The 26,567-nt window shown below is 32.6% G+C and carries 25 protein-coding genes; 18 read left to right on the forward strand and 7 right to left on the reverse strand.

Features of this window, described 5'->3' with window-relative positions; all coding sequences use genetic code 11:
- Positions 1 to 106 precede the first annotated feature (106 nt).
- Positions 107 to 2,230, forward strand: a complete 2,124-nt coding sequence (locus ABJD27_RS01065; RefSeq protein ID WP_348173313.1) for an FAD-dependent oxidoreductase — start codon at positions 107 to 109, stop codon at positions 2,228 to 2,230.
- A gap of 206 nt (positions 2,231 to 2,436) precedes the next feature.
- A complete protein-coding gene (locus tag ABJD27_RS01070) occupies positions 2,437 to 4,338 on the forward strand; it encodes a hypothetical protein (RefSeq protein WP_348173311.1) in 1,902 nt (633 codons plus the stop codon).
- Position 4,339: 1 nt separating this feature from the next.
- Here ABJD27_RS01070 and ABJD27_RS01075 read toward each other — a convergent pair whose 3' ends face one another.
- On the reverse strand, positions 4,340 to 5,059 hold the full coding sequence (locus ABJD27_RS01075) for a sulfite exporter TauE/SafE family protein (protein ID WP_348173309.1): 720 nt from the start codon (positions 5,057 to 5,059) through the stop codon (positions 4,340 to 4,342).
- A gap of 105 nt (positions 5,060 to 5,164) precedes the next feature.
- On the opposite strand from ABJD27_RS01075, the gene ABJD27_RS01080 reads away from it, so the two are divergent.
- The 13 genes from ABJD27_RS01080 (at position 5,165) to ABJD27_RS01140 (ending at position 14,410) form a co-directional block, all read left to right on the forward strand.
- Positions 5,165 to 5,581: an Lrp/AsnC family transcriptional regulator gene (locus ABJD27_RS01080; protein ID WP_348173307.1), complete on the forward strand. Its 417-nt coding sequence runs from the start codon at positions 5,165 to 5,167 to the stop codon at positions 5,579 to 5,581.
- A 50-nt stretch (positions 5,582 to 5,631) separates the two neighbouring features.
- Entirely contained in the window at positions 5,632 to 6,309 is a 678-nt protein-coding gene (locus ABJD27_RS01085; RefSeq protein WP_348173305.1) for an NUDIX domain-containing protein, read from the forward strand.
- A gap of 124 nt (positions 6,310 to 6,433) precedes the next feature.
- Complete coding sequence (locus ABJD27_RS01090) at positions 6,434 to 7,888, forward strand: nicotinate phosphoribosyltransferase (protein WP_348173304.1); 1,455 nt, start codon at positions 6,434 to 6,436, stop codon at positions 7,886 to 7,888.
- Between the two features lie 10 nt (positions 7,889 to 7,898).
- Complete coding sequence (locus ABJD27_RS01095) at positions 7,899 to 8,669, forward strand: phosphoribosyltransferase family protein (protein ID WP_348173302.1); 771 nt, start codon at positions 7,899 to 7,901, stop codon at positions 8,667 to 8,669.
- Between the two features lie 28 nt (positions 8,670 to 8,697).
- The gene (locus ABJD27_RS01100; RefSeq protein ID WP_348173301.1) at positions 8,698 to 9,258 is read left to right on the forward strand and encodes an NADAR family protein; all 561 of its coding nucleotides are present in this window, start codon (positions 8,698 to 8,700) and stop codon (positions 9,256 to 9,258) included.
- A 61-nt stretch (positions 9,259 to 9,319) separates the two neighbouring features.
- Entirely contained in the window at positions 9,320 to 10,318 is a 999-nt protein-coding gene (locus tag ABJD27_RS01105; protein ID WP_348173299.1) for a hypothetical protein, read from the forward strand.
- A 38-nt stretch (positions 10,319 to 10,356) separates the two neighbouring features.
- Complete coding sequence (locus ABJD27_RS01110) at positions 10,357 to 10,803, forward strand: hypothetical protein (RefSeq protein ID WP_348173298.1); 447 nt, start codon at positions 10,357 to 10,359, stop codon at positions 10,801 to 10,803.
- A 116-nt stretch (positions 10,804 to 10,919) separates the two neighbouring features.
- Positions 10,920 to 11,459, forward strand: a complete 540-nt coding sequence (locus tag ABJD27_RS01115; protein ID WP_348173296.1) for an RNA 2'-phosphotransferase — start codon at positions 10,920 to 10,922, stop codon at positions 11,457 to 11,459.
- Between the two features lie 3 nt (positions 11,460 to 11,462).
- A complete protein-coding gene (locus ABJD27_RS01120) occupies positions 11,463 to 12,191 on the forward strand; it encodes a metallophosphoesterase (protein WP_348173294.1) in 729 nt (242 codons plus the stop codon).
- A 57-nt stretch (positions 12,192 to 12,248) separates the two neighbouring features.
- Positions 12,249 to 13,073 (forward strand): TIGR02452 family protein, encoded by an 825-nt coding sequence (locus tag ABJD27_RS01125; RefSeq protein ID WP_348173293.1) that lies wholly within the window; start codon positions 12,249 to 12,251, stop codon positions 13,071 to 13,073.
- A gap of 20 nt (positions 13,074 to 13,093) precedes the next feature.
- Positions 13,094 to 13,369: a hypothetical protein gene (locus tag ABJD27_RS01130; RefSeq protein WP_348173291.1), complete on the forward strand. Its 276-nt coding sequence runs from the start codon at positions 13,094 to 13,096 to the stop codon at positions 13,367 to 13,369.
- Positions 13,366 to 13,794 carry an ADP-ribosylation/crystallin J1 gene (locus ABJD27_RS01135; RefSeq protein WP_348173289.1) on the forward strand — a complete coding sequence of 143 codons (429 nt, stop codon included), beginning with the start codon at positions 13,366 to 13,368 and terminating at the stop codon, positions 13,792 to 13,794. The genes ABJD27_RS01130 and ABJD27_RS01135 overlap by 4 nt, the downstream gene beginning before the upstream one ends.
- Positions 13,769 to 14,410, forward strand: a complete 642-nt coding sequence (locus ABJD27_RS01140; protein WP_348173287.1) for a DUF4291 domain-containing protein — start codon at positions 13,769 to 13,771, stop codon at positions 14,408 to 14,410. The genes ABJD27_RS01135 and ABJD27_RS01140 overlap by 26 nt, the downstream gene beginning before the upstream one ends.
- A gap of 12 nt (positions 14,411 to 14,422) precedes the next feature.
- On the opposite strand, the gene ABJD27_RS01145 is transcribed toward ABJD27_RS01140, so the two are convergent.
- The 6 genes from ABJD27_RS01145 to ABJD27_RS01170 form a co-directional block, all read right to left on the reverse strand.
- Entirely contained in the window at positions 14,423 to 15,166 is a 744-nt protein-coding gene (locus ABJD27_RS01145; RefSeq protein ID WP_348173285.1) for an acyl-CoA desaturase, read from the reverse strand.
- 53 nt (positions 15,167 to 15,219) lie between these two features.
- Positions 15,220 to 15,816, reverse strand: coding sequence for a Crp/Fnr family transcriptional regulator (locus ABJD27_RS01150; RefSeq protein WP_348173283.1), 597 nt, complete (start codon positions 15,814 to 15,816; stop codon positions 15,220 to 15,222).
- A gap of 145 nt (positions 15,817 to 15,961) precedes the next feature.
- A complete protein-coding gene (locus ABJD27_RS01155) occupies positions 15,962 to 16,126 on the reverse strand; it encodes a hypothetical protein (RefSeq protein ID WP_348173281.1) in 165 nt (54 codons plus the stop codon).
- 36 nt (positions 16,127 to 16,162) lie between these two features.
- Complete coding sequence (locus ABJD27_RS01160; protein ID WP_348173279.1) at positions 16,163 to 17,542, reverse strand: 2OG-Fe(II) oxygenase; 1,380 nt, start codon at positions 17,540 to 17,542, stop codon at positions 16,163 to 16,165.
- Positions 17,543 to 17,545: 3 nt separating this feature from the next.
- A complete protein-coding gene (locus ABJD27_RS01165; protein ID WP_348173277.1) occupies positions 17,546 to 18,163 on the reverse strand; it encodes a hypothetical protein in 618 nt (205 codons plus the stop codon).
- A 61-nt stretch (positions 18,164 to 18,224) separates the two neighbouring features.
- The gene (locus ABJD27_RS01170; protein ID WP_348173275.1) at positions 18,225 to 18,809 is read right to left on the reverse strand and encodes a Crp/Fnr family transcriptional regulator; all 585 of its coding nucleotides are present in this window, start codon (positions 18,807 to 18,809) and stop codon (positions 18,225 to 18,227) included.
- Positions 18,810 to 19,164: 355 nt separating this feature from the next.
- On the opposite strand from ABJD27_RS01170, the gene ABJD27_RS01175 reads away from it, so the two are divergent.
- The 3 genes from ABJD27_RS01175 to ABJD27_RS01185 all read left to right on the forward strand — a co-directional run bounded on the left by ABJD27_RS01175 (position 19,165) and on the right by ABJD27_RS01185 (position 26,564).
- Entirely contained in the window at positions 19,165 to 24,543 is a 5,379-nt protein-coding gene (locus ABJD27_RS01175) for a CHAT domain-containing protein (RefSeq protein ID WP_348173273.1), read from the forward strand.
- An 84-nt stretch (positions 24,544 to 24,627) separates the two neighbouring features.
- Positions 24,628 to 25,572, forward strand: a complete 945-nt coding sequence (locus ABJD27_RS01180; protein ID WP_348173271.1) for a DNA/RNA non-specific endonuclease — start codon at positions 24,628 to 24,630, stop codon at positions 25,570 to 25,572.
- Positions 25,573 to 25,583: 11 nt separating this feature from the next.
- Positions 25,584 to 26,564, forward strand: a complete 981-nt coding sequence (locus ABJD27_RS01185) for a CHAT domain-containing protein (protein WP_348173270.1) — start codon at positions 25,584 to 25,586, stop codon at positions 26,562 to 26,564.
- Positions 26,565 to 26,567: the final 3 nt, after the last annotated feature.

Here is a 26,567-nt window from a genome sequence, read left to right on the forward strand (position 1 = left end):
TAAAAATCACGTAGTTTCACTCATAGTCATTATTTGAAAGATTGCTAGTTTTGTTGGGCTCGTATCTATAATACAGCTTTTATACAACCCTATAACCTAACAATCGATGAGTTATTTATCCTTTAATGCAAATCAAAAAAATACTATTTCTGGGAAGAAATCCCAACAACCTGAAGGGTCTGTTCGCCAAGCTTTTTCTGAGTGGCTAATAAAGAATCACGGAGATAAGTATATTTCAGAATTACAGAAACAACGTTCTCACCCTAAGAAATTTGCTCTTAAAACTTCCAAAGGGAAAGAAGCTCCTTTAGTAGGTATTATAGGAGGAGGTTTTGCTGGGCTTTATTCAGGTCTTATTTTGCAATCATTAGGTATAGAGTGTGAAGTCTTTGAAAGTTCTGATCGCGTAGGAGGAAGAATAGATACATGGTACTCTTCAGATTATGATGCAAATGATGTTAATACTGCTGGATTATATGGGGAAGTAGGAGGAATGCGTATTCCTCAATTTTCTCCAGACATGTTATCTGTACAACAATTAGGACTGTCTCTTAATGCTGTTTTAAAGCGTAATAAGCTGGTAGATAAGATGGTAAAATGGCGTAAGTTTTATTATAACTCAGAGGTACAACGCTTGCGATATAATAATATGGAAGCTCCTATTATAGCAGAAGATGCAGGTTTAAATTCTCTTAATTTTGGAGAGAATAATGGAGGAGACCTAGCTATGGTATGGGTGACAGAAACATCCTTAAAAGGTGGTGATCCATATCTTCCTATAAATATGGTACTTGATAAAGTAAATCAACCTTTTATAAAAGTAATTAGCGAAAATTTTGAAAAAGGATTCAATAAACTAATGAAGTTTGATAATTACTCGATGTGGGCATACTTAACAAATGTATTTACACTAGGTGATTTAGAAGAATATTATGACCCAAAAATGGGCAAAAAATCGGATCATCTCTCGTATGATGTTGCTAGCTATTTAGAGACTTTAAATGTAGGAACTGGAATGTATTCGGTTTCTTTTGTAGAAATGGTACTTGCCCTTTATGATTGGAGTGGTAGTAAAAATCCATATAACCCATCTGATACTGGAGTATATATGGTTACTATGGATAAAGGAATGCAACATCTACCAGATGCTTGTAGAGCGGTATTAGATCTAGAACAGGGTGTGTTACCTGAAGATGGTTATAGAGCACAAGTAGAAATTGGGATGAAAAAAGATGCTTTTGGGAATAAAGGGTATTCACCTACAAATCTAACGGAAGATGCTGAGCCGCCAGAATCAGTACCGCCAGCAAATCCTCCAAAACCTGTAAAAGGAGAACCATCTTCTAAAAAGCAACGTGTATTTATGAATCATAGAGTTGTACAAGTAACACATGATCAATTATTATATGATACTCATGGTGGGATGCGTTTAAAAATAAAAACTCAAAAAGGAACCAAAGAAGAAACACTTACAAAAGAATATCCTTTTGTAATAAGTACATTACCTAATGGAGCCTATTTGAATGGGGAATTAAAAACAAACTTCTTTGACAATCTATCGTTTTCTAAAGCACGCGCGATAAGAGAGTGCAACTATATGCCTTCTTTTAAAGCGTTTATTACATTTAAAAATCAATTTTGGGTAAAGTTAGGTGAGCGACAAGGAAAAGGACTAGGTGTTGGAGTTTCTGATCGATCCAATAGACAGATTGTATATCCATCGTATGGATATGAAGCAAAAGGAGGTGTATTACAAATATACTGCTGGGCACAAGATGCCGAACGTATGGGAGCGCTTACAGATGAAGAACGTGTACATGAATGTTTAAAAGGGATTGCGTATTTATATCCAGATGCAAAAGTTTTTGAAGAGTTTGCAGGATATAACCCAGAAGTTACTACAAAAACGTGGTTTTGGGATACTCATGCGGGTGGAGGAGCCTTTGCTTTATTTGGTCCTGGTCAGTTTACAAACTTATATCCTACATTATTAACTCCAGAGTTTGATGGACATTTAAATATTGCTGGAGAATGTTGTTCTGTACATCACGGTTGGATTGTAGGAGCGCTTGACTCTGCCTATAATGCCGTAAATAATGTATTACACCAAATAGGGGATATAGAAAAAATTGCTCAAATGGAAAGGACTTGGGGCAGATTAACGTATCCAGATACAGCACCTAAGAAATCAAAGAAGAAAAAGCAGAAGAAAAAATCTGCATCAAAATAAAAGAATAAAGTAAGATCTAGTTACTTTTGAGTAAGCGCCTTATAATCAATGCAAAAAAGATACATTTTGTGTTAGTTTTATAAGGCGTTTTTAATTTGTATTTTAAGACCAGTCTATCTGAATTATATGATATAACTAATTATTTAGTTTAAACTAAATAATTAGTTATATTTGCTTTATTAGTGTCAATCATAAACTCAAAATACATGTTTTTAAAACAAATAAGTCTTTTATACCTTCTTTTGCTCATTCCATTTTTTGGTTTTTCTCAAACTCCCAAAGGGGCAACACAATTACAAGCAGCATATAAAGCGTATGGATCGTTACAATTAGAAGAATCTAGAAACTTATTTACAGCTGTTACTCTTGAAAAAACAGCAACCAAAGAAGAGCAATGTAAAGCACTACGAGAATTAGCTACACAAGATTGGAAGTTTTATAAGGATTATGATATAGCAATGCAAAAGTTATCACTTGCAGATAGTATAGGCAATTATAGATCTGAGACTTGGCTCAAAGTACATAGAATAGAGGAGGAAGCTGGTCATTATGCCAAAGCACTTGAAGCGGCAAAGAAATCTACTGAGCTTGCAAAATCAGATGCAGACAAGCGCTATGCTCAATATAAATATTGCCATACTGTTCTCGAACAAGCAATCTCTCAAGTGAACGCGTCTACTACATATAATACAGAGCTTCTTAATGAAGCTTCTAGTATGTTACAAGAAATACTAGCTATAAACCCAACAAATGTAAATGCAGCAGAACTTTTATTAGGAATTTCTTTGTTACAAAAAGACGGGAACCTAGCGTTAAAAGGGTGGTTATCTTATTTTAGGTTTTCTAATTATGAAAGCGTTTATGAGTATTTAAAGGAACCATCGGCTACACTTCATAGCGTTTTACCTAAGTTGTCAAATTCATCATTATCTGAGCAAGAGAGCATAGCGTTAATAAAAGCATTAGGGCAATCTCGATTTTATACGTATGCAAAAATACTTGCCATCATTTTTAGTAATGAAGGAAATACAAACTTTCAAAATAGTCAAGAAATTCAAGATTTGATTATCTATTCAAATTATATGGAAGAGGTTGCGTCTTATACAGATGAGTATTATAGAAAAATGACTATTGATGAGGGCGATACAGATTCGTATTTAGCGCATATATCATCTACAAGTGAAGCATTATATAAAGAATTATTAGTTTCAGAAAAAATAAAAGATACTTTTAATAACCAGCGGTTTAGAGCACTTATACGATCTAAATTTGGTACCGTCTCGATAATGGGACGAACAAGTAGTTCAAATATTATGGGACTTGTTATGGGGCAAATTGTAAATGAACGTATTCGTAAAGTTGAGCAATATGGTCATAGTGCCGATTTTAATTTTACAGAATTGGATATGATGGTTTCTAATGGATATCCTAGTTGGTTTTGGGAAGATAGGGGTGCGGGTGGTTTTGCTATTCGAGGAGGATTTCTTAGAGTAAAAAAGATGTTTAAATACTTAGGGATAAGTGCTTGGGAAGGTATAACAGATCCTATAAAAAGAGCTAAGGCAGAAAGAGAAATTAAAAAAAACATATTTGAATCTACCTTAACATCAGACAGAAATAGTATTTTAATCTGGATGGCTAGTAAATTAGAATTAGATGCCTTAGATGTCCTATATGCACAATTATATAATGAAGGATGTAGAGGTGTAGATTTACAATTAAAGTTTATTGAGCAGTATGATTTATATAGAGATAATGCAACCATGTTTGCACATGAAGGAAGGCATTCTTTAGACAGAGTTGTTTTAAATGAAGGATATCAGTCATTAGGAGTTGCAACCATTGAGTATCGAGCACGCTTATCTCAAATTGTTTTTAGTGAATCACCAAAATTAGAATTGGCAAATATGGTAGCGGGCGTAGGAAGTACAGGAAGTGGTTTGGCTAACAAGATGATTGTAGACGTTGTAGAAAAATGGATACAAGTAAATACATCAAAGATAGAAGGATATGATCAAACAAAACTTGCTATTGCTCAGATCTATCTATTAACGGATGATCAAATTAAAACGATTTATAGGGATGTTGACCCTTTTTATAAAAAATAAATCAATCCTTAATAAGTAATAATATTCCGGAAACCATAAGTAATGCTAGAATCACTTTAGTAAGTAAAGTTTCATTAAGTTTTAGATATACCTTTTTACCTAAGACTAAGGCTAGGATAAAAAAAGGAAGTACTATTAAGGAATAATAGAGCTGTCCAAACTGTAATACTCCTCCAAATACTAATACGGGGAGTCTAATTAATGTTACCAATCCTAACACACCAAACATAGTAGCTCTAAATGTTTTCAGGTCTATTACAGTATTTTTTACAGCAATAACATATAAAGGGCCACCTGTAGAAAATACACCTGAAAAAAAGCCCCCTAAAAAACCAAACAGGTATTCAAATTTTGATGAGAATTTAAATTCCTTCTTTGATCTTACCTTATTAATAACAAACAGAATAATAAAAACACCAAGCGCTTTTTTAAGAATAGATGGTTGGCTATAAAGCAATACAACTCCACCTACTACAACTCCGATAATAGAGGATATAATTAATTTTTTAAGTAATACTTTGTCTATTTGCTTCCATTCTCTATAAATATATATTGGACTAGAAATAGCATAAAAAATAGTAATGTATGCTATAGCATCAGGTAATGGCATCACAAAAAGTAAGAATGGGAGTGATATTAAAGCTCCAGCAAAACCAATAATAGTTTGAATAAAAAAACCAGTAAAAATTCCGATAATAAGTAATAATAAGGTTGTATCCATATCGCAAAAATAAAGTGGTTAACAAAAGGAATGAAATGGATATAACGGATATAATAGCTATATTCACTTTTTAAATTGGAATTTTTATTAATTACAACTTTATCTATGGTAGACGCAATTGATCTTAAAATAATTGATAAATTAAAAAAGAATGCTAGAGAATCTTATGTAGATATAGGAAAGCAGATTGGACTTTCTCCTTCCTCTGTAAGAGAACGAATTCAAAAGCTAGAAGATGCAGAAGTGATTACGGGATATGGTCTAAAACTTGACCATAAAAAAATGGGATTTGGTCTTGAAGTTCTTATTTCTTTTAAGGTTTTTAGTGGAAAACTTAAAGTGTTTTGCGAAGTTTTAAAAGAGTACGAAGAGATTTGCCAAATGTATAGAATCACCGGAACACATAATATCTTTATGAAAGTAATATTAATAGATCAATCTCATTTAGAGCAATTTATAGATAGTATTATTGTGTATGGAGAACCTACGACACATTTAATTTTATCGGACTTGAATAAATAGGAGTGAACCTATATACTAGAATTCAATATATTTGTGTATGATATACACATATGAGCAAGCAAAAAATTAGACTTTCAGTAGATGCAGTCGTTTTCGGATATGAAGAAGGCGTTATATCTGTGTTACTTATTAAGCGTAAATATGATCCTTTTAAAGGAAAATGGGCTATTCCTGGAGGGTTTGTATTAAATGATGAATCTTTAGAAACTGCGGTAGAAAGAGAACTTCAAGAGGAAACAGGTGTTAAAATAAATTATCTAGAACAATTATATACTTTTGGAAATGTGGATAGGGACCCTAGGGGTAGGGTAGTGACTGTAGCCTATGTTGGATTGATAAGGCCTAATACTTTTAAAATTTTTGCATCGACAGATGCAGCACAAGTACAATGGTTTACCATAAATAAACTTCCAACACTTTCTTTTGACCATAAAAAAATCTTACATATTGCTATTGCTAGGCTACAAGCAAAAATCACCTATGAACCTATAGGTTTTGAATTACTTGATAAAAAATTCCCTTTTTCTGACCTAGAAAAACTATACACTACACTTTTAGGAAGACCTATAGATAGACGTAATTTTAGAAAGAAAATGATTAGTCTTAATGTGCTAGATGAATTAGATGAAAAAGTATCTAAAGGATCTGGCAGGCCTGCTAATTTATTCCAGTTTAACCAAAAACGATACTTCCAGTTAAAAGAAGAGGGAATAATATTTGAAATTTAATTATTGATTATTAGCTATTTATATAATTTGTGTTGAAATAACGCAAATTATATTTGTTCAATCTTTTTCTTCGTTTTATATTTGTGTCATTATTACGCAAATAGAATGTTTTAAAAGAGATATTATGAATAGTTTATTACTAACAGATGGATACAAAACGGGGCATCATCAACAATACCCAGTAGGTACAGAAGAAGTATATTCTAACTGGACTCCACGAAGTAATGCTTATGCTCCTAAAGGTTGTGATAAGGTTGTTTCATTTGGACAACAATATGTGATCCAATGGTTGCACGACTATTTTCAAGATCATTTCTTTTCTAAACCAAAATCGGAGGTATGTCAAGAGATTAAAGAAGAACTATCATTATACTTAGGAACAGATTATGATGTCACTCATTATGAACAATTACATGACTTACAATATTTACCTATACGAGTAAAGTCGCTTCCTGAAGGAGTAGAGGTACCTATTCGTATTCCGATGGTAACAGTAGTAAATACGCATAAAGATTTTTATTGGGTGACAAATTTTTTAGAAACTATTTTGTCTACCATGTTATGGCAACCTATGACTTCTGCTTCAATTGCATTACAATACAAGCGTATTTTTAAACATTGGGCATTGCTCACAGATGAAGAGAATGTTGCTTTTATAGATTTTCAAGGACATGATTTCTCTATGAGAGGTATGGGAGGTTTGCAAAGTGCATTATCATCAGGAATAGGACATGCATCTGTATTTTTAGGATCAGATACGTTACCGGTGATACATGGTTTACGGAAGTATTACCAAGCAAAAGGATTTGTTATAGGATCTGTAAATGCTACTGAGCACTCTGTGATGTGTGCAGGAACAAAAGATGACGAGATAGGTACTTTTAGAACATTAATGAAGACGTATCCTACAGGAATACTTTCTGTTGTAAGTGATACTTGGGATTTGTGGAAAGTACTTACAGAATACCTTCCAATTCTTAAAGAAGAAATTTTAGAGAGAGATGGAAAATTAGTGATACGACCCGATAGTGGAGATCCAGTTGCTATTATTTGTGGAGAAAGCGATACGCTACGTAGTGCATCTCCCCAAGATAAAGGAGTTGTAGAGTTACTTTGGGATGTTTTTGGAGGAACAATAAATACACAGGGATTTAAAGTATTGAATCCTCATATAGGAGCTATTTATGGAGATAGCATTACTATAGAAAGAGCAGAAGAGATTTGCAAACGATTACATAGTAAAGGATTTGCAAGTACAAGTGTGGTGCTAGGGATAGGGTCTTTTACATATCAATTTAAAACCAGAGATACCTTTGGGTTTGCTATGAAAGCTACTTCGGTAGTCGTTCAAGGTAAAAGAAGAGATATATTTAAAGACCCTATTACTGATAACGGGATTAAAAAATCTGCAAAAGGATTATTACAAGTGGTTCAGGTAAGAGATACGTATGAATTAAGAGATGAAGTAACAGAACAAGAAGAACAAGAGGGGGAATTAAAGATAATTTATGAAGATGGTGTCTTTAAAAATAGAGTAACATTAGAAGAAATAAGAAACAGAATCAATCAATCTATTTAAATCGACAGTAATGCAATACAAGATCAAAAAGTTTAGAGACGGGCAAGTAACAGCAACGATTGTAGAAGAAGGAAGTCTTCAAGTGTATTTACGAGGAAACTCTTATGAAGATTTGTTTATGGCAGCTTCTATAAAAGAAGCTTGGGATGCACATCATACATTAGATAAAACTGTTACAGCTACGCTTACATTGTATTGTTTGATTGGACAACGATCTGATAGACGTTTTCACGAAAAAGAATCTTTTGATTTAAAAGTAATTGCAAGATTTATAAACAGTATGGGATTTGATCAAGTTGCATTATTACATCCGCATAGTGCTATATCACTAGCGCTTATAGAAAACGCTGTACAAATAGATCATTTTAAATATGTACAACAAACGTATATACATATAGGATCTCCGGTATTAGTAAGTCCAGATGCGGGAGCCTATAAAACTACACATACCATTGCAGAACGATTGGGAGCAGATTTAATACCATCTAATAAAGTACGTGTAGATGGAAAGCCAGTCATTAGTATCCAAGGCAATGTAAAAGATAGAGAATGCCTTATTGTAGACGATATGGCAGATGGAGGACGTACATTTAAGTATCTAGCCGAAGCCCTTAAACAACAAGGTGCAACAAAGGTATTTTTATACGTAACCCATGCCCAGTTTAATTATGGGTTTGACGAATTAAAAGAAAGTATAGATCATATCTATTGTACCAATAGTTATAGAGAAATAGAAGATGCGTATGTGACGCAATATGATGTGGTTAAGATAACACTCTAGTGATAACTGGAGAATAAGAAATAAAGCAATGAAATATACAATAGACACCATAAAGAATGCATATGAATCGCAAAAAGAGATATTAAAATATGTTTTCTTTTGGGGACATACACCTTCAAAAAATGGAACTACAACAAAGAGTTGTTTTAGTCAGTGGTGGACGTTAGATTTTGAAGTAGGAGGGACTATGTATAAAACAGCAGAACATTGGATGATGGCAGAAAAAGCGCGATTATTTAGTGATAACGAGATACTTGAAAAAATAATAAAAGCATCACATCCCAATCAAGTAAAAAAGTTAGGTCGTAAGGTATCTGGTTTTGATCCAGAGATTTGGGATGCTCATAAGTATGAGATTGTAAAAGAGGGGAATTATCATAAATTCTCACAACATAAGAACTTGAAAGAATTTTTGATAAACACAGGAGATAGAGTCCTTGTAGAAGCTAGTCCATTTGATCCAGTTTGGGGTATAGGGTTAGATCAAAATAAACCTAACGTTGAAGACCCAAATACTTGGAAAGGTGAAAATCTTTTAGGATTTGCGCTTATGGAAGTGAGAGATCGATTATTAAAAAATGATAATTAAGAACTGTAAACGTTATAAGTACGCTTTCGCGAAAGCGTATACAACAGAAATAAAATAAGAAATGATGTGGTTTGAGGAATTAACAGGGTTTAGTGAAATATCTCCAGAAGAAGTGCGGAAAGATTTAGAACTAGATGGTTCTACATTATATTCTTTAGTGAATGGAAAGTCTTATACCTGTGGTGTTCTTGAGATTCCCACGTTATATGATCTTAGACAAAAGGTAGCAAAAGGAGAGATCTATACGTCTCATATAAAAGTATCAGAATGCGTAGGAGATGTACAAAAACTACATTGCGATAGTGATAATGAAAATGCGGTTTTTCAAGCAGCGTCACAGTTTAATCTATTAGAAATGGTTGGGCCAGAGATTACACCAGAAAGTGGAGTTGGTCGATATCAGTATGATTATACGCAAGGACCAGCTTGTGCTATTGCTTGTGGGGCTGGTACGATCTATAGAAACTATTTTATACCGGTACAAGGCAAAATTGGACAAACATCAACTAATCAGATAGATTGCTTAGATGAAATAGGTACATTTTTTAATAATCAGGAACTGAATTTATGGGAAATGAGAAATGGATATGCTTTAGTCTCTCAAAATGGATTATTACATATAAATAAAAGGATCAATGAATTATCTACTGAGAAACGAGAAGCACTTAAAGGAATGCTTAAAGTAGGGATTCAATGGAATACCGAAGTAACATTAAAAGAAGAGAGTCATTTGGTAACTCAGGTATATTGTTCGGCGTTACCAGTGGCATATTCAATTATAGATTTTTATTATTGGGAAGAATTTGCAAGAATTATTTTAGAAGCAACGTATGAAGCGACGCTTTATGCAGGTTTACTTAATTATGAGAAAACGGGTTGCCCTAAGGTATATCTCACATTAGTAGGAGGTGGCGCATTTGGAAATGAGATGGATTGGATTATAGAGTCTTTGCATAAAGCAATTTTAAAATTTAAACACACACCATTAGATGTGCGAATAGTGAGCTATGGTAGTTCAAAATTTGCTGTACAAGAACTCATAAAAGAATTAAAATGTTAAGTACGCTTTCGCGAAAGCGTATAAAAGAGAATTGAAAAATGTGGTTTAAGACCTTTATACATAAAAATAGAATTGATACACAAGGTTGGCCAAATCATCCATTATACAATCAACTTTGTGAAAAAGCGTACCTTCTTTTACCTAAATTAAAATTTAAAAGATATCAAATTGGACCAGGGAAGTTGTCGTTTATATCTAAGGAAAAAATGGTTGTTTCCATTATTCATGGAGGATATGACATGCCATATGTATATATAGGAACTAGAGAAAACCCTGAAATATGTTGTTCTTGGAAACCTTTAGAATATTACTTAGATCCATTAACACCAATATCTAAAAAACATCAAAACTTAAAATCCTTTTATGATTTTGAATACGATTATGATTTAATTAAAAATTATTATAAAGAGATATTACATCTCATAGACAATCCCAAAGAATATAAAGAATGGGAGTCCACAGAAGAGTCAGAAAACTCTTTTTAATAAAAAATATGAAGTACGCTTTCAAGGAGTATAACGACGAGAAGTTTATACTGAGTTTGTCGAAGTACGAAAGCGTATAGCAAAACACACGAATACGTGTTATAAATAAAGTAAAAATGAATACAAAACATATAAGTAAATTTCTAAGTCTAGTACTTAGACATAATCCCGATAAGATAGGGATCACACTAGATGAGCAAGGATGGACAGCTGTCGATACATTGCTTCAAAAAATGAATGCACAAGGTAAGCGTGTAGATATAGAACGTTTAAAAGAAGTAGTTGCTACCAATGATAAAAAGCGATTTGCTTTTAATGAAGATCAAACACAAATAAGAGCCAATCAAGGGCATTCAATCACTGTTGATTTGAAGTATGAAGCGATTACACCTCCTGAATTCCTGTATCACGGTACCGTGCCTAAATTTATGAGAGATATCCAGAAACAAGGATTACGTAAGATGAGTAGACATCACGTGCATTTGAGCGAAGACAGGACAACAGCTATGCGTGTAGGAGCTCGAAGAGGAGTGCCTACGATACTAGTAATACGATCTGGTGCGATGCATGAACAGGGATATGAGTTTTATAAATCAGAAAATGAAGTTTGGTTAACAGAAACAGTTCCTTCTGAATATATAGATTTTAAAGAATAAGATATGAGAACACTAGTTATAGGAGACATACACGGAGGATATAAAGCACTACTTCAAGTTCTGGAAAGAGCTACAGTAACAGCACAAGACACCCTTATATTTTTAGGAGATTATGTGGACGGATGGAGTGAATCTGCACAAACTGTAGAAAAATTATTAGAGTTATCTACTACCAATACGTGCATATTCATACGAGGAAATCATGATCTATGGTGTGGATTGTGGTTAAATAAAGGAGCTACAAACCCAGTTTGGTTAGCTCACGGAGGGAAAGAAACTAGAGAGAGTTATATTAAGACAGGTTTGTTGACTGACGATCGTCATCGAGCTTTTTATAATTCGTTACAAAATTATTATATAGATTCAGAAAACAGGTTATTCCTTCATGCAGGATTTACGTCTATGCATGGGGTAGGAAGAGAGGAGTATGAGTCTAATTACTATTTTGATAGAACCTTGTGGGAATCGGCATTATTGGCAGAGAAAATAACACCAGAAATCCTAGAAAAGAACCCACCGCAACGTTTTGCTCATTATAAAGAGATTTTTATTGGCCATACGCCAACCACCAACTATCAGGAAGTAACACCTATGAAAGCGTATAACGTATATAATGCAGATACAGGAGCAGCTTTTAAAGGGAAATTGACGATTATGGATATAGATTCAAAAGAATTTTGGCAAAGCGATACATTACCATCCCTATATCCAGATGAGAAAGGGAGGAATTAAATAATTATAAAACACATATGTAATCTTGATATACAGTGATTACTATGAAATTAGACAATGCAAAAATCATTACGAAAAATAACAGCAAAAGAAACACTAGCGATTACAGAACAGGGTTTCTATCTAAATACTAATCAAGAAAGAGTTGATATAAAAGAGATACAACAAAATGCGGTATCTAATACAGTGTTTTATACATCTGAAAACCTTGATAATACATTAGAATCTATAGTATTAGAGCCTAACTATGAAACCATTTTTGAAGTTGTAGAGGAAACTACCATTCAAGGTATTTTAAGAAATATCTCAGAAGGAAATACAAATCCTATGTGTTTGAATTTTGCTTCTGCAAAAAATCCAGGTGGTGGCTTTTTTAATGGCGCACAAGCTCAAGAAGAGAGTATTGCAAGGTCCTCAGGATTATATCCATGCCAAATGTCTGCTTTTGATTTTTATGAAACGCATAGAGCTATGAAATCGTGTATGTATACAGATGGGATGATTTATAGCCCAGAAGTGCCTATTATAAGAAAAGATAATGGAGAACTTTTAGATACACCTGTTTTAAGTTCTATAATTACATCGGCGGCTGTAAATACAGGAGTTGTTAAAAGATTTGAAATTGATAGAATAGATGAAATTGAAGAAATCATGAAGAGGAGAATTGATAAGTTATTGGGTTTATCAGCCATGATGAATCATAAAACATTAATTCTAGGTGCATGGGGATGTGGAGTATTTCAAAACGAACCGCAGATGATAGCTCAATTATTCTTTGAATTGTTAACTACAACATACCAAGGAGTATTTGAAAAAGTAGTTTTTTCTATTTATGCGAAAAACAAAAAGTTTATTGAAGCTTTTCAACAGGAGTTTAATTAATAAAAACCAATCATATAGACATGGTAACTAAAGATGTTTATAAACTTTTCTGTAAGTATGGAAGTCAACTACTATGGGTAGAAGATTCTACAAGAAATAGAAGACCAAACGGGACAAATGAAGAAACAGATAAGATGTTTGTTATTTTAGAAAGGGTTGATCATAATTTGGAATTATTGTCTATCGATGGTTATAGTTTACAATTAAAAAAAGAGTTTAAAACTGAGATAGAAAAATTCAAGCCGATGATAGCTCCCGAAGTTTTTAAATTAATGAGCGATAAGTATAAAAAATGAAAACAAAAACATTATATCGTCCAGTAGGATTAAAAGAATTAGAACTTATAGAAGCTTCTAATTTTACGAAATTTCCACCTAGATTACTCTGGCAACCTATCTTTTATCCAGTGCTTAATGAAGCGTATGCTATAGAAATTGCTACAAAATGGAATCTAGATGATGAAGGGTCTGGATATTCAGGATTTGTAACTGCCTTTGATGTAGATGCGGATTATATAACCAATTTTAAGGTAGAAAATGTAGGAGGACCAATACACAACGAATTATGGATTCCAGCTGAAGAGCTTGAAATCTTTAACGCCCATATTATTGGGGAAATTAAAATCATAAAAATGTACTTAGGATCTCAATTTCAATATCCAGAAAATGAAATGTTAAAGTCACTTATAAAAGATCATGAAACTAAACATAAAATCTTATAAAGAACAATTAAAAGAATGGCCAGAAGCGGGTCATCATATTATGGCACAATACGACGATGAGAAAGTAATTGTGTATCAATCCTATAGACCTGCCATTGGTAATTTTGCTTTTAGAAATCAATTTTTTGGAGGTCCATTTAAATTAACTAGAATGACTTGGATCAAACCCAATTTCTTATGGATGATGTATCGTAATGGCTGGGGAAAAAAAGAAGGCCAAGAAGTAGTACTTGCTATCCATTTAAAACGAGAGGCTTTTGAGCGATATCTTACTCGTGCGGTATATTCAAATTATCAAGAAGATATTTATGAGACTAGAGAAGCTTGGCAAAATGCTGTACAAAATTCAAATGTACGTTTGCAATGGGATCCAGATCATGATCCATATGGAGCCAAACTAGAGAGAAGAGCCATTCAATTAGGAATACGTAATGAAGAAATCGTACAATATGCCAAAGAGGATATTCTTGAAATTGAAGATATCTCCGATTTTGTTGCAGAGCAATATAAACATGTCTGTGCTAATAATTTGGATGCATTATTAATACCTGAAGAACATCCTTATATTCCTAAAGATATTGAAGCAACAAAGCGTCTGCGATTAGATCCTGAATAAGTTTTTGAGATACTATGATTTTATAGCACTCATTTTGAGTTGGATAAGACCTATTTTATTAAGCATACGCATAATAAAGTAGGTGATATCTATTTCATACCAATGTACTCCTCCAAAATTTGCACGAGTACTATGTTTATGATGGTTATTATGATATCCTTCTCCCATCATTAAGAAATCAAATCTAAATAAGTTTTTTGAAGTATCTGGGGTCTTAAAATTCACATACCCATAAATGTGTCCAAACCAATTGATAATCACGCCGTGTATAGGAGCCATAAGAAATAATATAGGGAGTAAAAACCATTGCCACCAGGCAGTTACTAGAAAGGCAAAAATTATAGTATATATGATAATCCAAAAGATTCTAGAGCCACGTGATCCCGCAAATCGATCAAAACGATTCCATTGTGGGATGTTTTTTGTGAATTTTTGATGAACCGTAATTCGCTTATTATTAATGTCTTGATAGATGTTTTTTGTTTTCCACATCATAGAGAAGAGCGTATTGTCATATTTTGGAGAATGTGGGTCCTTTTCTGTATCTGTATAGGCATGATGCATACGATGCATAATCCCATATCCATAAGCACTTAGATAACTTGGGCCTTGACTAAGCCAAGTTAAAATAAAAGTAATTTTTTCTGCTGTTTTTGACATTGTATATGTCTGATGTGCAGCATATCTATGTAAAAAAAATGATTGAAAAAATAAGCTTGAATACCACAAGACACACACTAAAATAAGTATCGCCATATCTTTTTTGTGCAAAGTTACAGACGAGAAAACTTGCTTGCAATGAACCTAAGTTAACTAATACGTTTTCTGATACGGCTTAATGCCTGAGGTGTGACTCCAATATAAGAACTAATATATTTTAAAGGAATTTCTTTTATTACTTCTGGACGGTCTTTAAAAACGTCTAGATATCGTTGCTCAGCAGTATAATTAAGTAGCGTTTGTTCTCTTTTTGATTTTATTAAAAACAAGCGTTCGGCGGTAAGTCTTCCTATTAAATTACCAATTTTTGTAGTCTTATACACCTCTTGTAAATCGTCATACGAAATACTAAGAACAGTAGTATTTGTAAGTGTTTGAAGTTCATATAAGGATGGTTTACGTGTTAAAAACGAATCATATGCACTAATAAATTGTTCTTTAAAACTAAAACCAAAAGTAATTTCTTTGATTGGATCTGGTTTTGGAATATATAGACGTACAATACCAGATACAATAAAAGAGATATGGTTTTCTATCGCTCCAAATTTTAAAAAAATTGTTTTCTTAGGAATATCACGTTTGGTGAGTTTAGAAGAGAAAAAACCCCAATCAGTATCTGTGATTTCTGATATCTGATGGAGGTGTTTTCGTACTATTTCTAAGGTTATTTCGGGGGTGTTACTCATGGAGTTGCAAGATAGATAACTCCAAGAGTTTATAGAAGAAAAGTTCCTTTATAATCACTTGGAATTATTTTTGATACGCTTTCGCGAAAGCGTATCAAGAAGCATTTTAATTACCTCTTATTCATAGATATTGCTTATCAGTATTTTATGAGTCTATTGCAGCATCTCTCAATAAGACATCTTCCCAATTTGTGGCTCTATAATTTGATGTAGCATCTCTAAGTAATGTATTCTCCCAGTCTGTAGCACGAAATGTTACACCTTGTCCGCCTTTAATTAATTGTAATTCTTTTAAATTTAATAGTTTCATAGCTATTGTTTTATGGATTATTAAGACAATGAAACGTTAATCTTCTATTTTTATTTTCTGTATAATTCCATTATATCCGGCAGTATATAATGTATTCTTTACAATTAAAAAGTCTTGTATGAAATTTGAAGATTGAGAACATTTTTGAGAAATATATGAATGTATATTTGTAGAAATAACACGATTATCCTCACCACAGGTAAATAAATCTATTTCTTCTAGCAGTAGTATCGACCTTATTGCATCTTGATGTATTTTAATTTTTTCTGCTCTTTGAGTAGTCAAACATAGTTGCAGTACATATCCATCTTTAGCCCCTACATATACTGTTGTATCCTGTAGATGCATACAAAATAGAGGTTTCTCATAGTTATAGACATATATTGACGTTTGTGTAATTAAGTCTGTTATATGAATAGACCCATCCTCGCAACAACTTATGATCTTATTACCTGGAAGTAAAATGATATCCCATATCCAATTATCATGAATTTTAAGCGTGTGTTTTATAACAAGTTTATTTGTTAATAGATAGAGTGTTCCACTGGTTCCAGCAGCAATAATAGTATCAAGATGGTATTTTTGAATTGATATAATCATTTCAGAAAAACGTATAGAAGCAAGTACTTCTCCTTTAAGATTCCATTTTTTTAGTGTAAAATCCCTAGAACAGGATATTAAATGATCTTGATCTAGTTGTACAACTTTTATAACAGATTTTGAATGAATTTTAAAAGTATTTAACAAGATTAGATCTGTATTCCATACTTTGATATAAGTATCCCTTCCACAACTTATAAATCGAGTATCATCTAGTTGTGTTAAGTTCCATATGTAACCTTGATGGTGTGTTTCTAATGGTGGTGCATTTACAATGATATCAGACCTTAAGATATACTTATTCCCACCTGTAATTATATTTCCTTTATGCCAAATACGATGATCAAATATTACAAGTTTCCCTTTTTGAGGTTTGATGTTCTTAGTTGCTTTTATGGCAAGTTTAGTATTATAAAATTCTGTTTCCCCTCCTGTAAAATTATCATTTAAATAGAGTAGGAATGTGTATTTTGATGCCTGCGAGTGGTTAGGAAAATAAACACCATCTTGATGTGTAGAAAAAGATTGACCTTCCATATACCTGCAAAATCGAATACGTTCATTAAGGCGTACCGTTTTAGTAGAAAAGTCTTCTTCTTTGATATCAAGGTTTTTAAGTTTTAAAAATAACTCGTTAGCAGTTTTTGGAGCGTCTTCTACATACCTATCATTATCTCTATAATAACTAGGGTAGTGGCTACTTGCTTTTTTAAAACATTGCATCCTTGATGCTAACAGTGTATCACTTTCTTGATCTGTAAGAAAATGATCGATCTCGATGACAGGAAAACCTTGTATATATGATATTATGTACATAACCTATAGGGTTTTTAACTCCTCTTGAATATTAATACGCGCTTGTACATCATAACTAGTTTGGTACGCTCTAGTTTGAAAGATGTGAGTTCTTTGTAGCATTTGCTTTAAAAAACGTTTACGGCCTTGTTTATAGAGTAATAGAGGTATCTGTAGGTGTTCTTTCCTTATAACATCACTATACTCCTTATATTTTTTTGGTGATGCACCAAGAATAGAAAGATCCATATCTAGAAATAGCTGCGTTAATGGATTACTAGATATGTGATTAGAAGTTGCAAGAATTATTTTATAGATAATCTCTTGATGTGTCTTTTCTAAACCTAGTTGCTTCAGCCAAGGAGTTGCAAACTCAGCACTTTGAAATTCGTTATCCGTTGTTCTAGAATTATAAATCACATCATGAAATAAGGCAACGTGTGCCAATAACTGTTTTTCTAGTTTTGAAACCGATGCTCTTTTAATGTGATCAAATAGATCTTTGATATGTATTAAAGTGTGGTAATACCTATCTTCTTGCGTATATCGCTTTTCTACCTCGTTAAAACATGCGATGGTAATAGCATTATCTGCGAGTTGAGAAAGAGTTAACCAATCCTGATATATATGTTTGTTTTCCATAGTTCAAAGTTGAGAACTATACGAACGATTTGCATTGATGTATGGTAAGATTTTAAATATATTAAGATTGTTTACGTATACGACTTAAGGATTCTGGAGTGACTCCTATATAAGAAGCGATGTAGTGATGCGGAATCAAGTTAAGTAGAGCAGGGTAGAGCTTCATAAACGAAGTATATCGATCCGTAGCACTTTTATATTGTAAAGATTCTATACGCTCCATGGCAAGTACATAATTTAACTCCGCCATACGTCTTCCGTAGGTATTTAATGTAGGACTTATATCATATAATGAAGTCCAATCTGTATATTTTATAGAGAGTAATTTTCCAGGAACAATACATTCCACGACCTCTTGACTCGGAGTTTCTGTTAAGAGACTTACAAAAGAGGCAACAAATGGATTTCTAGATTCATAATTAAAATAACTAGTAATCTCCTTTCCGTTTTCAATCCGGTATACTCTATAAATTCCTGAAACTACAAAACGTAAGTTCTTACATACTTGTCCTTGAGGTATGATTATAGTATGTTTATCATAGGGTTCTATAGTAAGTTTTTCTAGTAAAGACTGTTTATCACTCAGAGATAAATCAACAGTTTTTGCTATAAAATCAAATAATAGGTCGCTATTTGAGTCTTCCATACTGTAAAAGTAGTACTAATTTTAAGAGCTACGCTTTCGCGAAAGCGTACTTAGAAATAATCCTCTTTATTGGGTATTTAATACTACGTACAATCTCCGTAGTATACGATATAAGACAATTAGACGTGTATTTTAAGGAAACGGGAATATGTATAAATGAATGTTTTACAAGGTGTTGTCAGTATACTTTTAAAAGAAATGATATTCTTTTTTGTATATTTAGATTCCCTTAGTTTAAATAATTCCCACAAAAATAATAAACAACACACTAGATGATCCTATATATCATGGGGTTTGTCTGTGATATTAATTGATTCATCTATAAAATTTTATAGATATATATAAACGCTATTCCATGACTAAAAAAGCAAAATTATACGGAAACAGGATCGATACGGTAGAAATGAGTATCTCATTACCCCCTGAAGTAGCTTCTAATTTTGAATTAAAAGAGTATATAGAGCTTTCGACGACGAGATCTGATAGTAAAGAAATTAAAGTCGATTTTGATGATACTGACTTGGTAGCACTTCATTTTTCTGATAATACAGAGTGGATAGGGCATCCAGAAGATATTCAGGAAATATATGATGAACGTATTCTAAAGAAACGATCGACCACAGATGATGATTATATATTTGAAACTCAAATATCATCACAAGGTGATTCTAGAGGTGTCGTAAAACAAGCAGTTGTCAAGTTTTTTAGCATTTTTAAAGCTAAAGATGTTGCTGCAATTGCTATGGAAGAGCTTGGAAAGAAATATGATAAAAAAGCACAACCTAACCCTGGGTTATATACTATAGATCGTGATTTTAAAAGAGTCCCGTTTATAGAAAATAAAAATGCTAATCATTATTTATTACTTATACATGGAACACTCTCTTCTTCTATAGATGCATTTGGACAACTCAATGATAGTGATACATGGAAGAAGCTCCTGAAACAATATAAAAATAATGTTATGGCTTTTGACCATTACACATTGTCAGAGAGCCCTATAAAAAATGCATTAGACTTTTTAAAATCGTGTCCCGATAAATGTAACTTAGATATTATAAGTCACTCACGAGGAGGACTTGTAGCAGATATTCTTGCAAAATGTGATTATAACAATAATGAAACTCAAGAAGTAGGTTTTAGTAAAAACGAACAAGATATTTTTCTTAAGAAAAAGGAAAAAGCAGATGCAGATGGAAAGGATGAACTACAAGAATATGATTTAATACAAGAGATCAATAAACTTGTAGTCAAAAAGCAAATAACAATCAATAAAATTGTTCGTGTTGCTTCTCCTGCAAATGGTACAACTATTTTATCACAGCGTGTAGATCATTTCTTTAATTTATTGCTCAATACCATCTCTTTAGCTTTTGGTATTAAAAACCCTATATATGGTGTTGTAAAATCCTTTTTATTAGAATTGATTAGTCAGAAAGATGATCCAGATGTTTTATCAGGATTAAATAGTATGATTCCTGGATCGTTATTTCAAAAAATGTTAAATGCTGCAGATACTACTGTAGAGAGTGATTTGTATAATATTATTGGTGATGCCGAAGTTGGAGGAGCCACTTTTGATTCACTTAAAGTAATACTTGCCAATTTATTTTATAGAGCGGCAAATGATCTTGTTGTAGATACAAGTAGTATGACACATGGAGTAAAGCGCGCAGATGGGTTTTACACATTTACTTCTCAAGATAGCGAGACCAATCACTTTAATTATTTTAAAAATAAAAATTCATGTGATGCTATAGAACAAGCATTAGTATCTACTACAAAAGCAAGCCTAAATCTATATACTAAAGAGATATATGCTGACGGTCAACGCGGCATTTTACTAGATAAGTTATCCTTAGCTGGATATAGGTTTAAAGAGCCTGAAGTGATTACCAGAGATGTGATGATATTAATTCCTGGTATCATGGGATCTACACTTAGTGTTGGGGGGAAAGACCAATGGATTCAAATGAAAGCTATTAACAAGGGTGCTATTGTAGATAAGCTATCTTTTAAAGCAAAGAATGTAAAAGCTTCTGGAGTTGTAGAAAAATTCTATAAGGAGTTTGGAGATCATTTTTCTTCAAAATACGATGTAGTTTCTTATGAGTTTGATTGGCGAAAATCTGTCTCTGAAGCTGCAGTGGGATTGGATGCCCTTATTAAAAGAATGTTAAAAGGAAATGTAAATGTACATATTGTCGCACACTCTATGGGAGGGCTTTTAGCTAGACAGTGTATGATAGATTTCCCAAAAACTTGGGAAGCATTTATGAAGCCCCAGAATAATAAATATGTGATGCTAGGTACGCCTTGGTTAGGATCGTATCTTATTATGGAAGTTCTTACTGGTCATAGCAGACGCGTAAAGCAACTCGCTATGATTGATTTTAGAAATGATAGAGAAGACTTACTAGAAGTTTTTTGGAAATTCCCAGGAGTTTTTGAATTATTACCAGTAGAAGAAATCTCAACAAGAAAATTTTGGACTGCTACATTTTGGAATAAAATAAAGACAAAGGCAAATTTAAAACGTATGCCTGATCTCTCTCTTTCTGATAATAAGGATTCATTATCAAAATTTAGTGACTATAGAAATAAGATTCTCACATTCTTAAGAGAACTAGATACGGAAGAGAAAAGTGATTTCTTTCAAAAAATTTATTATGTATGTGGTAAAGCAGATAAAACGGTATGTGATTACTCGTATAAAAACAGATTTTTATCCAAGCATAAAAAACTCGTATATAGAGCAACTTCACATGGAGATGGAAGTGTTACTTGGAAGACAGGAATACCAAAACAACTATTAAAAAGCAATAACTTGTATTATACCAATACAAGTCATGGGGAGTTAGCAAACGAACCGTCTATATTTGATGGGGTTATGGAACTTTTAGAACGGGGTAAAACCAATAAATTAGAAGCACAACCACCTTCTAATACTAGAGGAGAAGAGGTAATCATGGATGTACATGAATTTGTTGAACCTCTTGTAGACTCTGATGCAGTAGTAAATGCAGTATTTGGCACAGAAAAACACAAAGAGATAACATCAGATGCCTTTCAAGTAACCGTTGTAAATGGAGACCTAAAAGAAGCATATTATCCAGTCATGGTTGGGCATTTCTTTATGGACCTTATTCTGAGTGCAGAAAAAGCGCTAGATGGATATTTAGAAGATCGCTTATCACAACGTATGGGAATAGGATATTACCCAGGCAAAATAGGAGAGAGTGAAGTGTTTTTTAATTTAGAAACACAACCTAAAGGAGCTATTATTTGTGGTTTAGGTACTACAGAGACATTGACACAATTCTTACTTTCTAAAACTGTAAAAAATGCAGTATTAAAGTATGCTATGTTTATGCGCGATAACTATACACTTCCGCAAGCCAAAAAATATGCAACAGGTATTTCTTTTATATTAATGGGAATAGGATATGGTAAACTTCCTATAGAAGAATCTTTAAAAGGAATTTTATTAGGAGTTGCTAAAGCTAATTTATACCTAAAAGAAACTGGAGCAAAGCAAGGTTTAAAACCGATTACTAATATTGAAATCATAAACTATTATGAATCTATTGCTAGCCAAGCTTATTTTTCATTAAGTAAAATTAAATATGATGATATTCGTATTCCATTTATACTAGATAAAGGAATTGTACGTAGGACAGGTGCTAAGAAGAAGCAGACATTTACTACAAACACGTATACATCTTGGTATAATCTTCATATCACAAGTGAAGATACTATAGCGGGAGAACATAAAGGGTTTAAATACTATGCGTCTAATGGGTTAGCACGTGTTGAAGAAGAATTTATAGGTATAGACTTTAAAGATATAAAACATCTATTACAACAACAGGCACATACTTCGAGTTGGGACAGACGTTTATCAAAAACATTATTTGAAATGTTGATTCCTAATGGCTTTAAAGATGTATTTAGAAATCAAGGAAATTTAATAATCAAAGTCGATAAAAAATCTGCAGAAATTCCTTGGGAATTATTACATCATTCCAAGAAAGATGATATGCCTATTGCTGTAGGATCTACATTTATAAGACAATTAGTTACATCAGATATTGAACGTTTTCAGCAAGTAGGGCATAACAATAAGAATGTACTGGTTATAGGAGATCCAATTTATAATGAAAACACGTTACCGCAACTTCCTGCAGCAAAAGTAGAAGCAGAGTGGGTAGCCAATACGCTGAATGATAATGATTATAAAACATATTCTTGTATTAATGAATCTTCATTAACTATTACGACAGAGTTGTATAATGAACAATATAAGATTATGCACTTTGCTGGGCATGGGCTTTATGATATAGATAATGATAGAGTAGGTATTGCTATAGGAGATGGAATTTATATTGACCCTCAAAAATTAAGACAAATTGGGTATGTACCAGAATTTGTATTTATCAATTGCTGTTATTCTGGAGCAATGAATTCATCAGATGACTCCTATAGTAGAGATAGGTATCGATTGGCAGCCAATGTAGGAACACAACTTATAGAAATGGGTGTGAAAGCTATTATTATTTCTGGTTGGGCTGTAGATGATGCCGCAGCAAAAGATTTTTCTGAAACTTTTTATAAGAATATGCTTTTAGGGTACAATTTTGGAATCTCTGTACAAAAAGCAAGAATGTCTTGTTTCCAAAATCATCGTGCTACAAATACTTGGGGCGCTTATCAATGCTATGGAAACCAATTTTACACATTTAGTAATAGAAAGCACAGCAAAGAAGATTTATTAGATTATGTAATAGATTCTCAAGTGCATACTGATTTGGATAATTTGCTAAATGCAATAAGGGATCGTAAGAATAATAAAGAACAAACACTACAAAAATTAAATAGATACCTAGAAAAGGCAGAAAAATCAAACTTACTTGATGCCATCGTGTTAGAAAAAGAAGCATTGATATATAATGAGTTAGACGAATATGATATTGCCTGTCAAAAATTCAAAGAACTTTTTAAATACGGAAAAGGAACCTTTTCTATTGGTGCTTTAGAACAATATTGCATAATTAAAACTAGAAATTTTGATAAAAAGACATTAGAAGAAGAATTAAAAGAAATAGAATTCTTAGCACTTATAGGTAGAAACCCTGGAAGAATAAATATCATAGCAAATGCATATAAGTTTGCTTCCATGCAATTGAAAGTAAACTCTACGTCAAAAAGAAAAACAAAAACTGTAGAAAAAGACGCCATCTATTATCTAACCAAAGCTTTTGATAGCTATGGAGAAAGTTTTTCTATTTCCAATGATATATATGATGCACATTGCTTAGACTCCATAACTAATATGATTTTTATAGGTCATTTTTTAGAATTACAAGGTGAAGGAACATTATTAGAACGCCTAGGTACTTGTGAAGCTTTTCATGGAGAAAATGATGTTAAAACTCATATACTCACTCTTTACAAGGATATTACTACAAAAGATACTTCAAATGTGGACTTAGAAGTACGTATTGGAATTTCAGAAGTTGGGTACGCATTAAAACTCTTTATGACAAATTTTGTAGCAAATACCAAATTAGATATCGTTCATAAATTCAAGGATGTATTCCAACAGTTATATAGTCCTAGATATATAAGTATAGAACTATTACAAATAAGTTTTTTAGAACATTATATTAAAGATGTGACGCTATTAAAACAATTAAAACAAATTAAAGAAGAGATAAATAAATTAAAAGAATAACAACTATAATAACGTTTTGTAACTGACAATCAGAAAAATATATGTTATTTTTAATGGAGTTTTTTATATATAAAATGAAAAATCATGGCATATTCATCTAATTTTCTCGGAGATCATATTGTGGAGGTGCCTACTATTCACCATAAGGAGGTTCAGAAGTTTGATGTTCAAGATTTTTCTATGGATGACTATTATTTAGACTATTCAAACTATAGTGTTTTTCAAAGTCCATTCAGAAAATTTCCATATTACACTGCAGCAAACATAGATGGATCTTTATTTAAAAGTATTAAAAGGGCAGATGTTTTTTCTGGCGGAAGTGATTCTTGGAAAAAGGATGAACGCATACCAAAAGATTGTCAACTTGGAAAAGAGCTATATAGCGCTGAGAAGAGTAATTTTGATAAAGGACATCTTACAAAACGAGAAGATGTACAATGGGGGGAAAACACAGAGACAGCTAGAAGTGCTGCGGCTTCTACATTTTATTTCACAAATGCAGTACCTCAAGTTGATCGTTTAAATAGAGGAGTTTGGAGACGAATAGAAGATTATATATTACATCATGAGGTTGTAAAGCAATCCCTTAAAATTTCGATGATGACAGGACCTTTACTATTAGATAATGATCCTGATTTTGTAACAGATGTTAATAATACCGTTGTGCAAATCCCAACGCTTTTTTATAAAGTGATTTATTATGTACGAGATAATGAATTACACCGTACAGGTTTCTTAACTAGTCAAAAAGGATTATTAGAGCAACGTAGAATTGTAAAACCCGTAGTACGTGGAGAAGTACCAGAAGCACATGATCCATTTTTAGATTTTAAAGATGCTGAGACCTATCAGGTACGAGTCTCTTTTATAGAAGATATAGGAAAATTAAAATTTGCAGAAGCAAAAGAAGTATTTGTTGAGAGTACTCCAGAAGAACTTATTTTAGACGCTGTTGATGTGAGATCAGATGAAGTGATTACCACTCGTTCTCGTAGTAGATCTCAATCCAGGAATAATTTAAAATTATAGACCCCACCGTTTTGAAAAAGATACTATTCATAAAAATTAATCCGATAGGAACCGTTAATCTTAGATTAGACGAAGAAGAGAAGGCGCTCAGGCAAGTTTTGGACCTAAGTATACATCGTGATATATTTGATTTTGAATCTAGAGGAGCAGTAACTACCGACGATTTGCATCAGTACTTAGAACTTATTAAACCTACGGTACTACATATTTCGGGGCATGGAAATGAAGAAGGGGTGTTATTTTTTCACGACAGTGAAGGACATAAAAAAGAAGTCTCTGTATCAAAGTTTTGTAAGTTTCTTGAAAATTTTGATGACCATATAGAAACCGTATTTTTAAATGCCTGTTTTAGTTTATCTGGAATAGAAAACATAACCAAACCTAGTTTTCATATTATAGGAATGAAAGAACAAGTTCCTAATGATACTGCATTGAGTTTTGCTAGAGCCTTTTATACATCTCATTGTAATGGAAAATTTGTAAAAGATTCATTTGATACTGCAAAAAGTGTTGTTGGTCTAGATGGATATGATGAAGAGTTGATACCTAGACATATACAAAGTACAAAGCCAGATAAAGAAATTGTTCCTCAAGAAGAAATAAATCAAGAAGAGAAAAAAGAGAAAAAAGAGAAAAAGGAAAAAGAGAAACCAGCAACACTCGTATCTGAACAAAATATTGTTCTTGTAAAGAAAAATCGAATTAAAGACAAACGCTTTTATTATGGAATTATCGTTGTTTTGATTCTGGTATCTGGAGTATTAATCGTGAGTTCCTTAAGTCTTGAAAATATAAATGCTGTTTTTTCTTCTTTGGGAGGTTTGCCACTTTTTACTTTAAAATGGCCTTTTGATAAGTTGGAACGTATAAAGAAAGCGCTAGAATCTATTATCATTTTAGAAAATGAATTCCAGTTGTCTGATCAAATGACGGATGATCAAATACGCATGTTAAATAAACAATTTAGAAGAATCGTAGAAGCAAAAATATAGATC

It is taken from the genome of Dokdonia sp. (assembly GCF_039945015.1).
Lineage (GTDB): Bacteria > Bacteroidota > Bacteroidia > Flavobacteriales > Flavobacteriaceae > Dokdonia.

Coding starts and splice junctions, on each gene's coding strand:
- ABJD27_RS01100 (WP_348173301.1), top strand. CDS start 8,698: ATGAAATATACAATAGACACCATAAAGAATGCATATGAATCGCAAAAA.
- ABJD27_RS01150 (WP_348173283.1), bottom strand. CDS start 15,816: ATGAGTAACACCCCCGAAATAACCTTAGAAATAGTACGAAAACACCTC.
- ABJD27_RS01135 (WP_348173289.1), top strand. CDS start 13,366: ATGAAAACAAAAACATTATATCGTCCAGTAGGATTAAAAGAATTAGAA.
- ABJD27_RS01140 (WP_348173287.1), top strand. CDS start 13,769: ATGAAACTAAACATAAAATCTTATAAAGAACAATTAAAAGAATGGCCA.
- ABJD27_RS01095 (WP_348173302.1), top strand. CDS start 7,899: ATGCAATACAAGATCAAAAAGTTTAGAGACGGGCAAGTAACAGCAACG.
- ABJD27_RS01130 (WP_348173291.1), top strand. CDS start 13,094: ATGGTAACTAAAGATGTTTATAAACTTTTCTGTAAGTATGGAAGTCAA.
- ABJD27_RS01155 (WP_348173281.1), bottom strand. CDS start 16,126: ATGAAACTATTAAATTTAAAAGAATTACAATTAATTAAAGGCGGACAA.
- ABJD27_RS01120 (WP_348173294.1), top strand. CDS start 11,463: ATGAGAACACTAGTTATAGGAGACATACACGGAGGATATAAAGCACTA.
- ABJD27_RS01145 (WP_348173285.1), bottom strand. CDS start 15,166: ATGGCGATACTTATTTTAGTGTGTGTCTTGTGGTATTCAAGCTTATTT.
- ABJD27_RS01065 (WP_348173313.1), top strand. CDS start 107: ATGAGTTATTTATCCTTTAATGCAAATCAAAAAAATACTATTTCTGGG.
- ABJD27_RS01180 (WP_348173271.1), top strand. CDS start 24,628: ATGGCATATTCATCTAATTTTCTCGGAGATCATATTGTGGAGGTGCCT.
- ABJD27_RS01115 (WP_348173296.1), top strand. CDS start 10,920: ATGAATACAAAACATATAAGTAAATTTCTAAGTCTAGTACTTAGACAT.
- ABJD27_RS01080 (WP_348173307.1), top strand. CDS start 5,165: ATGGTAGACGCAATTGATCTTAAAATAATTGATAAATTAAAAAAGAAT.
- ABJD27_RS01170 (WP_348173275.1), bottom strand. CDS start 18,809: ATGGAAGACTCAAATAGCGACCTATTATTTGATTTTATAGCAAAAACT.
- ABJD27_RS01070 (WP_348173311.1), top strand. CDS start 2,437: ATGTTTTTAAAACAAATAAGTCTTTTATACCTTCTTTTGCTCATTCCA.
- ABJD27_RS01085 (WP_348173305.1), top strand. CDS start 5,632: ATGAGCAAGCAAAAAATTAGACTTTCAGTAGATGCAGTCGTTTTCGGA.
- ABJD27_RS01160 (WP_348173279.1), bottom strand. CDS start 17,542: ATGTACATAATATCATATATACAAGGTTTTCCTGTCATCGAGATCGAT.
- ABJD27_RS01105 (WP_348173299.1), top strand. CDS start 9,320: ATGATGTGGTTTGAGGAATTAACAGGGTTTAGTGAAATATCTCCAGAA.
- ABJD27_RS01090 (WP_348173304.1), top strand. CDS start 6,434: ATGAATAGTTTATTACTAACAGATGGATACAAAACGGGGCATCATCAA.
- ABJD27_RS01165 (WP_348173277.1), bottom strand. CDS start 18,163: ATGGAAAACAAACATATATATCAGGATTGGTTAACTCTTTCTCAACTC.
- ABJD27_RS01075 (WP_348173309.1), bottom strand. CDS start 5,059: ATGGATACAACCTTATTATTACTTATTATCGGAATTTTTACTGGTTTT.
- ABJD27_RS01110 (WP_348173298.1), top strand. CDS start 10,357: ATGTGGTTTAAGACCTTTATACATAAAAATAGAATTGATACACAAGGT.
- ABJD27_RS01125 (WP_348173293.1), top strand. CDS start 12,249: ATGCAAAAATCATTACGAAAAATAACAGCAAAAGAAACACTAGCGATT.
- ABJD27_RS01175 (WP_348173273.1), top strand. CDS start 19,165: ATGACTAAAAAAGCAAAATTATACGGAAACAGGATCGATACGGTAGAA.